Here is a 12,422-nt window from a genome sequence, read left to right on the forward strand (position 1 = left end):
GTGACGACAAGAGGAGCCACAGGTGGCGACCATTGAGGTAACCGAGAAGAACTTCAACGAAATCGCCGACGAGGGGATCGTCCTGCTGGACTTCTGGGCGTCCTGGTGCGCGCCGTGCCGCACGTTCGGGCCGATTTTCGAGAAGTCCTCGGAGAAGCACGGCGACATCAAGTTCGGGAAGATCGACACCGAGGCCGAGCAGGGGCTCGCGCAGGGCTTCGAAATCACCTCGATCCCCACGGTCATGGCCATCCGGGACGGCATTGTCGTCTTCGCTCAGCCCGGGGTGCTGCCCGCGCCCGCCCTTGAGGACCTCATCGGTCAGGTCCGGGCGCTCGACATGGACGCGATCCGCGCCGAGCTGGCCAACGAGCTCCGCGCGCAGAAGGACTGACCCCGAAACGACGAAGGGTCCCGCACCACAGGCGTGGGACCCTCGTGTGCCTCGCGGCGAACCGCAGCTCAGGGCTCAGGAGGAGCGGTAGAGCTCCGCGACCCGGAAGGCCATGTCGAGCGACTGGCTCCGGTTGAGGCGGGGGTCGCAGGCCGTCTCGTAGCGCAGCGCCAGGTCGCCCTCCGCGACCTCGTCGGCGCCGCCCACGCACTCGGTGACGTCGTCGCCGGTGAACTCGATGTGGATGCCGCCCGGGTGGGTGCCGAGGTCCCGGTGCACCTCGAAGAAGCCCGCGACCTCGTTCAGCACGTCGTCCAGGCTCCGGGTCTTGTGACCGCTGGGGGCCTCGAAGGTGTTGCCGTGCATCGGGTCACAGATCCAGGCGACCTGGGCGCCGTTCGCGGTGACCTTCTCCACCAGCGCGGGCAGGTGTTCGCGGATCTTGGAGGCGCCCATCCTGGTGATGAAGGTCAGGCGGCCGGGCTCGTTGTCGGGGTTCAGCTTCTCGACCAGCGCCAGGGCCTCCTCGGCCGTCGTGGTCGGGCCCAGCTTCACGCCGATCGGGTTGCGGATGCGGGAGAAGAACTCCACGTGAGCGCTGTCGAGCTGGCGGGTGCGCTCGCCGATCCAGACCATGTGCGCCGACACGTCGTACGGCTGGCCGGTCCTGGAGTCGATCCTGGTCAGCGCCCTGTCGTAGTCGAGGATGAGCGCCTCGTGCGAGGAGTAGAACTCCACGCCGTGGAACTCCGCCGGGTCGGCGCCGCAGGCGTGCATGAACGCCAGCGCCTGGTCGATCTCCCCGGCCAGCCGCTCGTAGCGCTTGCCCGCGGGGGACTCGCTGACGAAATCCTGGTTCCAGGCGTGCACCTGCCGCAGGTCGGCGTAGCCGCCCTTGGTGAAGGCGCGGATCAGGTTCAGCGTCACCGCGGAGGAGTGGTAGGCGCGCAGCAGCCGTCCCGGGTCCGGCAGACGCGACTCAGGGGTGAAGTCGAGACCGTTGACCATGTCGCCCCGGTAGGCGGGCAGCTCGACGCCGCCGCGCACCTCGGTTCCCTTCGAACGGGGCTTGGCGAACTGCCCCGCTATCCGGCCGATCTTCACCACGGGGACCCTCCCCGCGTAGGTGAGCACGATCGCCATCTGCAGCAGCGTCTTCAGCTTGTTGCGGACGGTGTCGGCGGTGGCGCCGGCGAAGGTCTCGGCGCAGTCACCGCCCTGCAGCACGAAGGCCTCGCCTCGCGTCACCGCCGCGAGTTCGGCCTTGAGGTTGTCGCACTCCCCCGCGAAGACGAGCGGGGGAAGTGCGGAGAGTTCGGCGACGACCTTGTCCAGCTCGCCGCGGTCGGGCCACTCGGGCTGCTGCGCCGCGGGAAGCTCCCGCCAGGAATCGAGGTAGTTGCTCACGACATACCAGGCTATTGCAACCTCGTGGGCGAACCCACCTCAACGTCCACAGATTGAGAACCTCTTTGTCACTGTGGAAGACGTCGCGGTGCCTGTCGGTAGGGGGCCGTGGGCTCGGCGGAGATCCGTTGCGGGCTCACGAGGGGCTCTTGACGTGTTCGGGAAGGACACCGAGGCCGATGAACCGGCGGGTCAGGGCGCCGACCACCGGAAGGTGGGAAAGGTCGCGTGGCAGCAGCTCCGGGGCGTCCCGCCCGTCCAGGGCCGGCCGGATCAGCCGGTCCTGCACCACCCGCTGGGCGAACTGGGTCACCACGGTCGGCACCGTACGGCGGCGCTGGATCCTGGCCAGCAGCGACTCGGGGATCTCCGCGCCGGAGGCCAGCGGCCCGGCCAGCAGGTTGGCCGTGGCGACGGCGTCCTGCACGGCCAGGTTGATGCCGACGCCGAAGACCGGCGACATGGCGTGCGCGGCGTCCCCGATGACGAGCAGGCCTGGCCGGTGCCAGCGGCGCAGCCGGTTGAGCGCGACCGAGAGCACGCTGACGTCGTCGAAGCCGGTCAGCAGCCCGGTACGGCCCGCCAGGAACGGCAGCAGGTTCGCCACCTGTTCCCGCAGCGTCTCGATCCCGGCCGCCCGCAACTCCTCGAAGCCGCCCTTGGGGATGGCGTAGGCCAGCTGCCAGTAGGTTCCCCGGTCGATCACCACCATGATCCGGCCCGAGGACAGGCGCAGGAACGTCTCGTCCGGGTCGCTCTCCTCGCGCGGCAGCCGGAACCACACCACGTCCATCGGCGCGCCGTGTTCGATCGGGACGAGCCCGGCGGCACGCCGTACGTCGGAGTGGCGCCCGTCGGCGGCCACGGTCAGTGTGGCTCGAAGCTCGTGCTCGCCGTCGGGGTCGCGGTAGCGGACCCCGCGCACCGCGTTCCCCTCCCGGATCACGCCGTGCACCTCGGCGTTCATGAGGAGACGGAAGGTGGGGTAACGCGCGGCGGCGGTGGTCACCAGGTTGAGGAAGTCCCACTGCGGGACGAAGGCGATGTAGCCATACTCGCCTCCCAGTTTGGACAGGTCGGCGACCGGGACCGTCCCCTCGTCGGTGTGCACGGCCATGCCGTACGCCTTGTGGTGCGGCAGCCGCAGGAACTCCTCGGCCAGGCCGATCTCGTGCAGGACCTGCAGGGTCGAAGGGTGGATGGTGTCGCCCCTGAAGTCACGCAGGAAGTCGGAGTGCTTCTCCAGCAGCGTCACCTGGACGCCGGCTCTGGCCAGCAACAGCGCGAGTACGGCCCCGGCGGGACCGCCCCCCGCGATCACACACGTGTTCCGAGTCATAATTCATCACCCAATGAAATTGTCGCACAGCGGGGTCGCCAAGGAAACCGTCCCCCGGAGTCCGGTACGGCACGCGTCGGATCAAGGGTGGGGAAGAGGCCTCAGAGCGGGGAGATCGTCCAGGAGGTCTCGGTCGTCTCGCCCGGCTGGAGCACGATCAGGTCGGTGCCCGAGTTGAAGGCGTCCGGCGGGCAGGTCATCGGCTCGACCGCCAGCCCCCGATAGCCGGACCCGGTGCCGCCGCACACCTGCGCCCACGGCAGGACCGAGGCCCGCCAGCTCACCTCGACCCCGCCTTCCGGGCCGCGTACCCGCACCCTGGTCAGGCCGTCCGCCCCGGGCCTCAGACCGGTGAAGGTGTGGTCGACGACCGTGCCGCCGAGCCGCCTGGGCTCCCTGAAGTCGTACGGCGTGCCGGAGACGTCCTCAAGAGAGGCGGGCAGCATCCGCTCGTCGGGCAGCAGCACCCTGTCCGCGGGCACCAGCAGCTCGTACTCCCCGGCGTCCTCGCCCGCCAGCAGCCAGGGATGCGGCGCGCAGCCGTACGGCGCGGCGTGCTCACCGGTGTTCTCCGCGGTCAGCGTGGTGGTCAGCCCGCCGGAGGTCAGATGGTGGAGCACCCGCAGGGCCAGGGTGAACGGGTAACCGGGCACCGGGGTCACGGTGTGCGCCAGCCGTACGTGGGCGGGGCCGATCTCGACCGGTGACCACCTGACGTCGGCGACCAGCCCGTGCAGGGCGTTGCCCCGGGACTCCTCGTTCGCGGTGAGGCGGTGGGTCACGCCGCCGAAGGTGTAGCGCGCCCCGCCGACCCGGTTGGGCCACGGGGCCAGCAGGGTGCCGCTGTAGAAGGGGACGGGCCCCTCCGGCGGCCAGTCCGCCACCAGGTCGCGCCCGTCGTGCCTGAGCACGCGCACGGCCGCCGCGAACTGACTGATCTCGGCGTACATGTCACCGTCACGAAGGATGAACTGCCTGGGCACGACTGTCCTTTCAGGCGGAGGCCCGCTCGACCAGATGCGTGTCGAGGATCACGACCGGCTGCTCCAGGTGTTCACCATTGATGCGGGCGACCAGGAGGTGGGCCATCTGACGGCCCATCGCCTCGGTCGGCTGGTGCACGCTGGTCAGCGGGGGAGAGGAGTGGGCCCCGGCGGGGGAGTCGTCGAACCCGATCACCGCCACGTCGCCGGGGACGTCCCTGCCCTCGTGCCGCAGCACCCGCAGCGCGCCCAGCGCCATCGGGTCGGAGGCGGTGAAGACCGCGTCCAGGTCCGGGTGCTCGGCCAGGAGCCCGCACATGGCCCGCGCGCCGCTGTCCTCGCTGAAGTCGCCGTAGGCCACGATCTCCGGCACGCCCGTGGCGATCAGCGCGTCGCGGTAGCCCGCGAGCCGGTCGACGCCGACCCCCATGTCCTGCGGGCCCGCGATGGTGGCGATCCGCCTGCGGCCCCTGCCCAGGAGGTACTTCACCGCCTGCCTGGCCCCGGCCCTGTTGTCCACGTCGACGTAACAGTAGGGGTCGAGCCCGACGGGCTTGCCGCCGATGACGGTCGGCACGCCCATCTCCTCCAGCCTGCCGGGCAGCGGGTCGGCCCCGTGCAGCGAGATCAGCAGCACCCCGTCGACGTGCTGGCCCGTCAGGTAGTGCTCAAGACGGTCGTGGTCCTGCCTGGACTGGGCCATCGCCAGGATCAGCTGCAGGCCCGTCTCCGAGAGCGCCGAGCCGATGCCGCGGATGGTCCCGGCGAAGTAGGGCTCGTCGAAGACCCGCAGCTCCGACTCGGAGACGACCAGCGCGACGGTGTCCGTGCGCCGGGTGACCAGGGTGCGGGCGGCCCGGTTCGGGACGTAGCCCAGCTCCCTGATCGCCTGCTGCACCGCGTCGCGAGCCCTCTCGCTCACCTTCGGCGAACCGTTGATCACCCGGGAGACCGTGCCGCGCCCGACTCCGGCCAGGGCCGCGACCGCCTCAAGGGTCGGACGACGGTCGCCGTTCATGTTTCTCGCCCCCATGAAAGATTCTCCGGACTTCATTGTGCAGGACCGGTCAGGCCTCCACGCCTGATTGTCTCGGCATACCAAAGGGCGCTCTCCTTGGGAACTCTGCGCTGCGTCGGGTAGTCGACGCGCACCAGCCCGAAGCGCTTGCCGTACCCCCAGGCCCACTCGAAGTTGTCCAGCAGCGACCAGGCGAAGTAGCCGACGAGCGGCGCCCCCTGCCCGATCGCGGCGTGGCAGGCGCGCAGATGGGCCTCGATGTAGTCCCTGCGCTCCGGGTCCCGCACGAAACCGCCGGCGTCGGCGACGTCGTCGAAGGCCGCGCCGTTCTCGGAGACCACCAGGGGGATCCGGGGGTAGTCCCCGGCGACCCGCAGCAGGACCTCCCGCAGCCCGTCGTGGTCGATCTCCCAGCCCATGCCGGTCACCGGACGCCCGCTCCCGGCGAACGAGACGTGCTCGCTGCCCACCCAGGGCGAGCCGGTGTCCGTCGGCGCCGCCGCGGCCGAGACCGCGCCCCCCGGGGCCCCGGAGACGGTGAACCGGCTGTAGTAGTTGATCAGCAGCATGTCCATCGGGGCGGAGATGACCCCCATGTCCCCCGTCTCAGCGAGCCCCTCGGCGGCCTCCCCGAGGTCCGCCAGGACGTCCGCCGGATACTCCCCCCTGAGCAGCGCGTCCAGGAAGAGACGGTTCTGCAGGCCGTCGATGCGGCGGGCGGCGTCCAGGTCGGCCGCCGAGCGTGTCAGCGGAGAGACGGCGTAGAGGTTCACGCAGCCGCCGATCCGGCTGCCGGCCCGCTGGGCGCGCATGGCCGCCATGGCCAGCCCGTGGCCGAGCAGCAGGTGGTGGGCGGCCAGGACCGCCCGTGCGGGTTCCCGCCGCCCTGGGGCGTGCTCCCCGGAGGCGTAGCCGAGGAAGGCCGCGCACCACGGCTCGTTGACCGTGCTCCAGTTGCGCACCCGGTCGCCGAGCGCGTCGTGTACGGCCGCCGCGTAGTCGGCGAACCGCAGGGCGGTGTCCCGCGCGGGCCAGCCTCCCGCGTCCTCAAGGGCCTGGGGCAGGTCCCAGTGGTAGAGCGTCACCCACGGGTCGATCCCCTGGCCGAGCAGTTCGTCGACCAGCCTGCGGTAGAAGTCGAGCCCCCGCTGGTTGACCGCCCCCACGCCGTCCGGCTGGACGCGCGGCCAGGAGACGGAGAAGCGGTAGGCGCCCAGGCCGAGCCGGGCCATCAGCCGGACGTCGTCGCGGTAGCGGTGGTAGTGGTCGACGGCCACGTCGGCGTTCTCACCGTTCACCACCCGCCCCGGCAGGCGGGCGAAGGTGTCCCAGATGGACCTGCCGCGCCCGCCCTCGGAGACCGCGCCCTCGATCTGGTAGGCGGAGGTCGCCGCCCCCCAGGCGAAGCCCTCCGGGAACCTCAGTTGCTGATCCTGTGTCTGCTGCGTCGTCATGCCTTGACCGCACCTTCCATGAGGCCGCCGACGATCTGACGGCCGAACACGACGAAAACAATGAAAAGAGGCAGGACCGAGACCGCCGTGCCGGTGAACAACATGACGTAGTCGGTGCCGTGGGCCTGGTTGAGCGCGGCGATCGAGGTCTGCACCACGGGGTTGTCCGGGTCCAGCACGATCAACGGCCACATGAACTCGTTCCAGGTCTGCATGAAGACAAGCAGCGCCAGTACGGCCATGCCCGGCCTGAGCGCGGGCAGGATCACCCGGGCGTAGACTCCCGCCGTCGAGGCGCCGTCGACGCGGGCGGCCTCGACCAGTTCGTCCGGCACCGCCTGGGAGGCGTACTGGGTCATCATGAAGACCCCGAACCCGTTGACGAGGAAGGGCAGGATCACCGCCTTGAGCCGGCCGGTCCAGCCGAGGGTCACCATGAGCTCGTACAGCGGGACCACGCCCATCTGCTGGAGCGGGACCATCATCGTCACCAGGATCAGCCCGAGCAGCGCCCGCCCGCCCCGGAAACGCAGCTTGGCGAAGGCGAACCCGGCCAGCGTGGAGATGAACACGACCGAGACGGTCACGGTGACCGAGACGACGGCCGAGTTGACCAGGCCGGTGAGGAAGTGGGCGTCCTCGGCCGCGAGCAGCCGGGCGACGTTCTCCCCCAGGTGGCCGCCGGGCAGCAGCGGCGGGGGAACGTCGATCGCCTCCTCGTTGGTCCGGGTGGCCATGACGAACATGTAGTAGACGGGAAAGGCGGAGATCACGACGGCGAGGGCGAGCGTGGCCCTCGTCAGCGGTCCAGCGTCCCCTGGGCGGCTCATCCGGCGCCTCCGATGCGGCGGGTGAGCAGGTGGTTGACGAGCGTGCCGAGCAGGATCAGCACGAACAGCAGCCAGGCGGCGGCGGAGGCGTACCCGAGGTCGAAGTCACGGAAGGCCTCCTTGACGACGAACATCGCCACCGTCTGGTACTGGCCGGTCGCCCCGCCGCTCATCGTCGGGTTGCCGTCGAACATGACGGGCTCGGTGAACAGCGTCAGGCCGCCGATGGTCGAGACGAACACGGTGAAGACGATCGTCGGGCGCAGCATCGGGACGGTGATCCGCCAGAACTGCCGTCTGGCGCTCGCGCCGTCGAGGGAGGCCGCCTCGTACAGGTCTCCGGGGATGGTCTGCATGGCGGCCAGCAGGATGATCGCGTTGTAACCGGTCCAGCGCCAGTCGACCATCGTGGAGATCGCGATCCACGCGGACCACTTCTCGTTCTGCCAGCTGACCGCGTCGACTCCGAAGAGGCCGAGGAACCAGTTGACCATGCCGTAGTCGCGCCCGTAGAGCTGGGTGAAGACGACGGCGACCGCGACGACGGAGGTCACCAACGGCAGCAGCACGCCCATGCGGAGGACGAGCCTGCCCCGGATGCGCTTGTTGAGGGCGTTGGCCAGCAGCAGCGCCAGCACGAGCTGCGGGACCGTCGAGATGACGAACATCCCGAGCGTGTTGACCACCGCGTTCCAGAAGGCCTCGTCGGCGACCAGGGACAGGTAGTTGCCCGCCCCCACGAAGGCCCTGTCCCCGGCGAGCTCCCAGTCGTGCAGCGAGACCCACAGGGTGTAGCCGAGCGGGAAGACCCCGAAGAGGACGAACAACACGAAGTACGGCGAGACAAAGAGATAGGGGGTGACCAACAGGTCGAACCTGGCGAACAGCGCGCCGTCCCGTCTCCGTACGGCGGGCGGGCGCTCACCGGGCCCGGCCTGGGCCGGGGCTGCGGCGTGCGGGGTCATCGATCGGCCTTTCGGGGGGCTTTCCTGGCTGGTTTCTCTGTGGGCCCCACCGGTCCCGGGGCGACGGGACCGGTGGGGGAAGCGGATCAGCCGGCCGCCTTGACCCCGGCGTCGAGGAACCTCTGCCAGGCCTGGTCGTAGGGGACCGAGCCCTGGTCCATGCCCTCAAGGATCTTCTCGACCGCGGTCTTCACCTGGGCGTGCTTCTCACCCAGGAAGACCGGCTGCAGGTTCTCGACCGACGCGCCGAAGATCCGGCCGGTCGGCGCGTCGTTGAAGAACGGGTTCCTCAGGTCGCCGACCGCCGGGTCCCGCTGGGCGGGCAGGGAGCTGGGGAAGGCGGCGGCCTCCTGGAAGGCCATGATCTGGCCGTCCTTGCCGGTGAGGTAGTTCACCACCTCGGCGGCCTCCTTCGGGTGCTTGCTCTGCCTGGGCACGGCCAGGTAGGAGCCGCCCCAGTTGCCCGCGCCTCCCGGCACCGTCGCGACGTCCCACTTCCCCTTGCCGGGCTCGCCCGCGGCGCCGGAGACCACGCCGAGCATCCAGGCGGGGCAGCCCATCGTGGCGAAGCCGCCCTTCTTGATGGCGGCGTTCCAGGGCGGGGTGAAGGAGGCCAGCTTGGCGGTGAGCCCGGCCTCGCTGAAGCTCCTGACCGTGTCGAAGGCGGTCTTCACGGCGGGGTTGGTGTCGATGACGAGTTTGTTGGACGTGTCGATGTAGGTGATGTCGCCGTTCCTCTGCGCCTCCTGGGCGAGGATCACGTTGTAGAGGGTGTTCGGGCCGTCCAGGAAGCGCGGCGCGTCCTTTCCGGGATTGGCGGCCTGGAACCTCCTGCCGACGTCCATGAAGGACTTCCAGTCGGGCCAGAGCCCGCCGACCTCCTCGCGGTCCGTGGGCAGGCCCGCCTTCTCGAACAGGTCGGTGCGGTAACACATGGTCATGCCGCCGATGTCGGTGCCGAGAGCGAACAGCTTGCCCTCGGCGTTGACGCCGTTGTCCCACTTGGCAGGGGGGAAGTCGGCCTTGCGGCCTCCGAGGCCGTACTGCCCGAGGTCGGTGAAGAACTGCGGGCGGGCCTTCATCAGGCCCATCGCGCCCTCGTCCAGGGCGACCACGTCGGCCGCGCCGCTGCCCGCCTGCAACCGCTGGAGCAACTGGGGCAGGTAGACGTCCTCGAAGCGGTCGGTCAGGTTCTGGTATCTGATCTGGATGCCGGGGTGGGCGGCGTTCCAGGCCTGGGCGGCCTTGTCGTAGCCGAAGTTCTCGCCGCCGCCGAAGGTGTGCACGGTGACGACGACCGGTTCGGCCGCCGTGGACGCGGGCCCGTCCGTCCCGCCGGAACCGCACGAGGTCAAGGCCAGCGCCGCGGCCGTGACCGTCGTGACCGCGGCGAGCCTGCCGCACCGCCTGTGGTTCAACATTCCGGACCCCTCTCAGGTCGTTCGCCCGAATCGGTGGGAGGTGTCGTCACGGGCCGGTCCCCGACAGACGCGGCTCTGCGACGAGGCGGTTCCTCAACGTATTGGGAGCGCTCCCACGAAGCGTGGCCGACGGGTGGGCCGACGTCAATACGGCGAGACGCAACCGTTACCCTCCTCCGTTTCCCTTGCGACTTATGGGCTTAAATGACCACAAAATGGATGCGCTTCTTTTTGGGAGCGCTCCCATATCGGCGGAGGGTCGGGACGCCGAAAGGGCCGTGGCTGGGGAGCCACGGCCCTTTCCGGATTCGGGGGATCACCGCCGCGGCGGGCGGGGAGTCCGCCGCGGATGGGGGTCTCGTACGGCGGGGGCCGTACGGAGGGAGGGGATGGGGTCAGCCGCTGTAGACCGGGTAGCCGTAGCCGACGACCTGGGAGGTCGGACGGATGCGCTGCTCGACCTTGCCGTTGCCGGTGTTGCCCTCGATCGTGGTGATCGTGCCGTTGCCGTTGTCCTGCTTCACGAAGCCGACGTGGTCGATCCCGTCGAGGTCCTTGCCGCCCTTCCAGTCGAAGTAGACGACGGCGCCGGGCTTGGGAGTGGTGCCCCAGTGGCCGTTGTCCCTGAACCACTTGGCGTGGGTGACGGTGTAGGCGTCCCAGCCCATGGTGGGGCGGATGCCGGCCTGCTCGCCGACCCAGGAGACGAACATCGCGCACCAGGGGGCGTTGGCGTAGTCCTGGATGCGGCCGCCGTCACGGGCGGTGGTCTCCTTGGCGCGCTCACTGGACATGTACCAGGAGTGGAACTTGGTGCCGCCGCCCTGGGCGTTCTCGCTGACGCCGATCTGCTGGGAGGCGATGTTCAGAACCTGCTGGGCGGTCACCTTGGGCAGGCGCTCGGCCGTGGTCTGGAGGCTGGTCTTGGCGGTGTCCGCGCTCGCGTTCCGGACGGTGGCGGACGTCTGCTCGGGGGTGTCCGCCAGGGCGGGTCCACCGGCGACGACTCCGCCGCTGAGGGCGATGGCGGTGCCGAGGATGACACGGGCCAGGTAGTGCGTCTTGGGGGTGGAGGTAAGGCGGTGCTTGGCCATGGGGTACTGCTCCTTGCGTCGCTTCCATGCCGCCTACCGGGTTAGCTGACGGGTTCGGACTGGAAAGTGTCCTACAGCGCGTATGCGCTGATTCACCCCAAAGGACCTGGGTCCCCGGTTCCGCGAGACTCGCGGATTCGGCGGCCGTGTCCATCAGGCGGATGTCCACCTGGTGGAGCACGGTCGGGCAATGTCGTGGCAATGCGCTGACCTGCAAAGGTCTGGGCGTTCGCCGCGAATTCGTTGAACGTACGTGAACCGGACAGACGATTACAAGTCCGACACATTGCCTTGGCTTGGGAATGGGCCTCGTTCGAGGGGGAAGACTGGGGCCTCGTCCACCCGGGACGATCTCCCTTTCGGTGACGCGATCCCCGGTGGGAGAGGGGATCGCGACACGACGGGCACGATGAAGGGCAAGGGCAAGGACTTCGCGTGCCAGGTGAACGTAGATCTTTTGGCCGACCCCTCCTCCACCGGGTCAAGAGGGGGTCTCTTTACCCGTCCCGGCGGGGTCGCCCCCGGCCCCTGGGCCGGTCAGGGGCGTGACGTGAGCGCGGCGAACCGTACGCCTGTGAGCTCCTCGGAGACGATCCACAGCCGCCGCGCCAGGTCTTCGTCGAGAGCCCTGGGCGAAGGCGTCAGCGCCCTGGGGCCGGGGCCGACGTACGTGCCGCCGGCCACGCCGGGGTGGGTCGCGGCGTACAGGGAGGGGAGGGCCCCTTTCTCCGGAGCCTTGAGCGCCAGCCGCATGAAGGCGGTGACCGGCCGGGTGAACACGCCCGGCCGCATGATCGAGGTGGCCGTCGGCCCGGGATGGACGGCCAGGCTGAGCAGTTTGCCTCCGGCCAGGCGCTGTAGTTCGAGGGCGAACAGCAGGTTGGCCAGCTTGGACCTGCAGTAGGCGCCGAAGCGGCGGTAGCCGTTCTCCAGCCCCAGGTCGTCGAAGTCGATCCGCCCCATCGCGTGCGCGCCACTGGAGACCGTGACGACCCTGGCCCCCTGTCCGGCCAGCAGCCGGGGCAGCAGCGACCCGGTCAGGGCGAAGTGCCCGAGATGGTTGACGCCGAACTGGGCCTCGAAGCCGTTGGCCGTCGTCCGCCGTGGAATCATGGCGACGCCCGCGTTGTTGACGAGGAGGTCGATCGGCCGGTCAAGGTCGTCCGTGAACGCCCGCACCGAGGCGAGATCGGCCAGGTCAAGGCCTCTGAGCTCGACCCGTCCCTCCGGGGCCGCCGCCCTGACCCTCTCCAGCGCCACCCGCCCCCTGGCCCGGTCGCGCGCGGTCATGATCACCTCGGCGCCTCGCCGGGCGAGGTGCAGGGCGGTCGCCAGCCCTATCCCGCTGCCGGCACCCGTGACCAGTGCCGTACTGCCGGACAGGTCGGGAATGTCATCAGCGGTCCACATGATCGGCGTCTCCGGGGCCAGCTGTACGAAACGGTTTCGTACACTACGGTAGATCGTCACGAGTACGACCCGCAAGAGGGCATATTCGTGTGTTCACCCGTAGTTCC

At 69.7% G+C, this 12,422-nt stretch carries 11 protein-coding genes and 1 riboswitch; of the genes, 1 reads left to right on the plus strand and 10 read right to left on the minus strand.

Annotated elements, in window-relative coordinates:
• Positions 1–22 precede the first annotated feature (22 nt).
• On the plus strand, positions 23–394 hold the full coding sequence (locus ACIBVQ_RS04895) for a thioredoxin domain-containing protein (RefSeq protein ID WP_352009322.1): 372 nt from the start codon (positions 23–25) through the stop codon (positions 392–394).
• A 75-nt stretch (positions 395–469) separates the two neighbouring features.
• Here the strand turns inward: ACIBVQ_RS04895 and ACIBVQ_RS04900 are convergent, their stop codons facing one another.
• From ACIBVQ_RS04900 to ACIBVQ_RS04945, 10 genes are all read right to left on the minus strand, one after another.
• Entirely contained in the window at positions 470–1,801 is a 1,332-nt protein-coding gene (locus ACIBVQ_RS04900) for a class II 3-deoxy-7-phosphoheptulonate synthase (RefSeq protein ID WP_352009323.1), read from the minus strand.
• 136 nt (positions 1,802–1,937) lie between these two features.
• Positions 1,938–3,140 (minus strand): FAD-dependent oxidoreductase, encoded by a 1,203-nt coding sequence (locus ACIBVQ_RS04905; protein ID WP_352009324.1) that lies wholly within the window; start codon positions 3,138–3,140, stop codon positions 1,938–1,940.
• A 101-nt stretch (positions 3,141–3,241) separates the two neighbouring features.
• Positions 3,242–4,123 carry an aldose 1-epimerase family protein gene (locus tag ACIBVQ_RS04910; protein WP_352009325.1) on the minus strand — a complete coding sequence of 294 codons (882 nt, stop codon included), beginning with the start codon at positions 4,121–4,123 and terminating at the stop codon, positions 3,242–3,244.
• A gap of 10 nt (positions 4,124–4,133) precedes the next feature.
• On the minus strand, positions 4,134–5,141 hold the full coding sequence (locus tag ACIBVQ_RS04915) for a LacI family DNA-binding transcriptional regulator (RefSeq protein ID WP_352009468.1): 1,008 nt from the start codon (positions 5,139–5,141) through the stop codon (positions 4,134–4,136).
• 32 nt (positions 5,142–5,173) lie between these two features.
• The gene (locus tag ACIBVQ_RS04920; RefSeq protein WP_399175681.1) at positions 5,174–6,595 is read right to left on the minus strand and encodes a GH1 family beta-glucosidase; all 1,422 of its coding nucleotides are present in this window, start codon (positions 6,593–6,595) and stop codon (positions 5,174–5,176) included.
• Positions 6,592–7,425 (minus strand): carbohydrate ABC transporter permease, encoded by an 834-nt coding sequence (locus ACIBVQ_RS04925; RefSeq protein WP_362916735.1) that lies wholly within the window; start codon positions 7,423–7,425, stop codon positions 6,592–6,594. The genes ACIBVQ_RS04920 and ACIBVQ_RS04925 overlap by 4 nt, the downstream gene beginning before the upstream one ends.
• Positions 7,422–8,390, minus strand: coding sequence for a carbohydrate ABC transporter permease (locus ACIBVQ_RS04930; protein WP_399175683.1), 969 nt, complete (start codon positions 8,388–8,390; stop codon positions 7,422–7,424). Before ACIBVQ_RS04930 ends, ACIBVQ_RS04925 begins: the two co-directional genes overlap by 4 nt.
• A gap of 86 nt (positions 8,391–8,476) precedes the next feature.
• Positions 8,477–9,811 carry an ABC transporter substrate-binding protein gene (locus ACIBVQ_RS04935; protein WP_399175685.1) on the minus strand — a complete coding sequence of 445 codons (1,335 nt, stop codon included), beginning with the start codon at positions 9,809–9,811 and terminating at the stop codon, positions 8,477–8,479.
• A 395-nt stretch (positions 9,812–10,206) separates the two neighbouring features.
• Positions 10,207–10,905 (minus strand): CHAP domain-containing protein, encoded by a 699-nt coding sequence (locus ACIBVQ_RS04940; RefSeq protein WP_362916729.1) that lies wholly within the window; start codon positions 10,903–10,905, stop codon positions 10,207–10,209.
• Positions 10,906–10,920: 15 nt separating this feature from the next.
• Positions 10,921–11,058: riboswitch (cyclic di-AMP (ydaO/yuaA leader) on the minus strand.
• 384 nt (positions 11,059–11,442) lie between these two features.
• Positions 11,443–12,315, minus strand: coding sequence for an oxidoreductase (locus ACIBVQ_RS04945; protein WP_399175687.1), 873 nt, complete (start codon positions 12,313–12,315; stop codon positions 11,443–11,445).
• Positions 12,316–12,422 lie beyond the last annotated feature (107 nt).

Source organism: Streptosporangium sp. NPDC049376 (assembly GCF_044466505.1).
In the GTDB taxonomy this organism is placed as follows: Bacteria; Actinomycetota; Actinomycetes; order Streptosporangiales; family Streptosporangiaceae; genus Streptosporangium.

Excerpts from the sequence above, each read along its gene's own strand:
- ACIBVQ_RS04905 (WP_352009324.1), bottom strand. The coding sequence starts at position 3,140 with ATGACTCGGAACACGTGTGTGATCGCGGGGGGCGGTCCCGCCGGGGCC.
- ACIBVQ_RS04915 (WP_352009468.1), bottom strand. The coding sequence starts at position 5,141 with ATGAACGGCGACCGTCGTCCGACCCTTGAGGCGGTCGCGGCCCTGGCC.
- ACIBVQ_RS04920 (WP_399175681.1), bottom strand. The coding sequence starts at position 6,595 with ATGACGACGCAGCAGACACAGGATCAGCAACTGAGGTTCCCGGAGGGC.
- ACIBVQ_RS04925 (WP_362916735.1), bottom strand. The coding sequence starts at position 7,425 with ATGAGCCGCCCAGGGGACGCTGGACCGCTGACGAGGGCCACGCTCGCC.
- ACIBVQ_RS04930 (WP_399175683.1), bottom strand. The coding sequence starts at position 8,390 with ATGACCCCGCACGCCGCAGCCCCGGCCCAGGCCGGGCCCGGTGAGCGC.
- ACIBVQ_RS04935 (WP_399175685.1), bottom strand. The coding sequence starts at position 9,811 with ATGTTGAACCACAGGCGGTGCGGCAGGCTCGCCGCGGTCACGACGGTC.
- ACIBVQ_RS04940 (WP_362916729.1), bottom strand. The coding sequence starts at position 10,905 with ATGGCCAAGCACCGCCTTACCTCCACCCCCAAGACGCACTACCTGGCC.
- ACIBVQ_RS04945 (WP_399175687.1), bottom strand. The coding sequence starts at position 12,315 with ATGTGGACCGCTGATGACATTCCCGACCTGTCCGGCAGTACGGCACTG.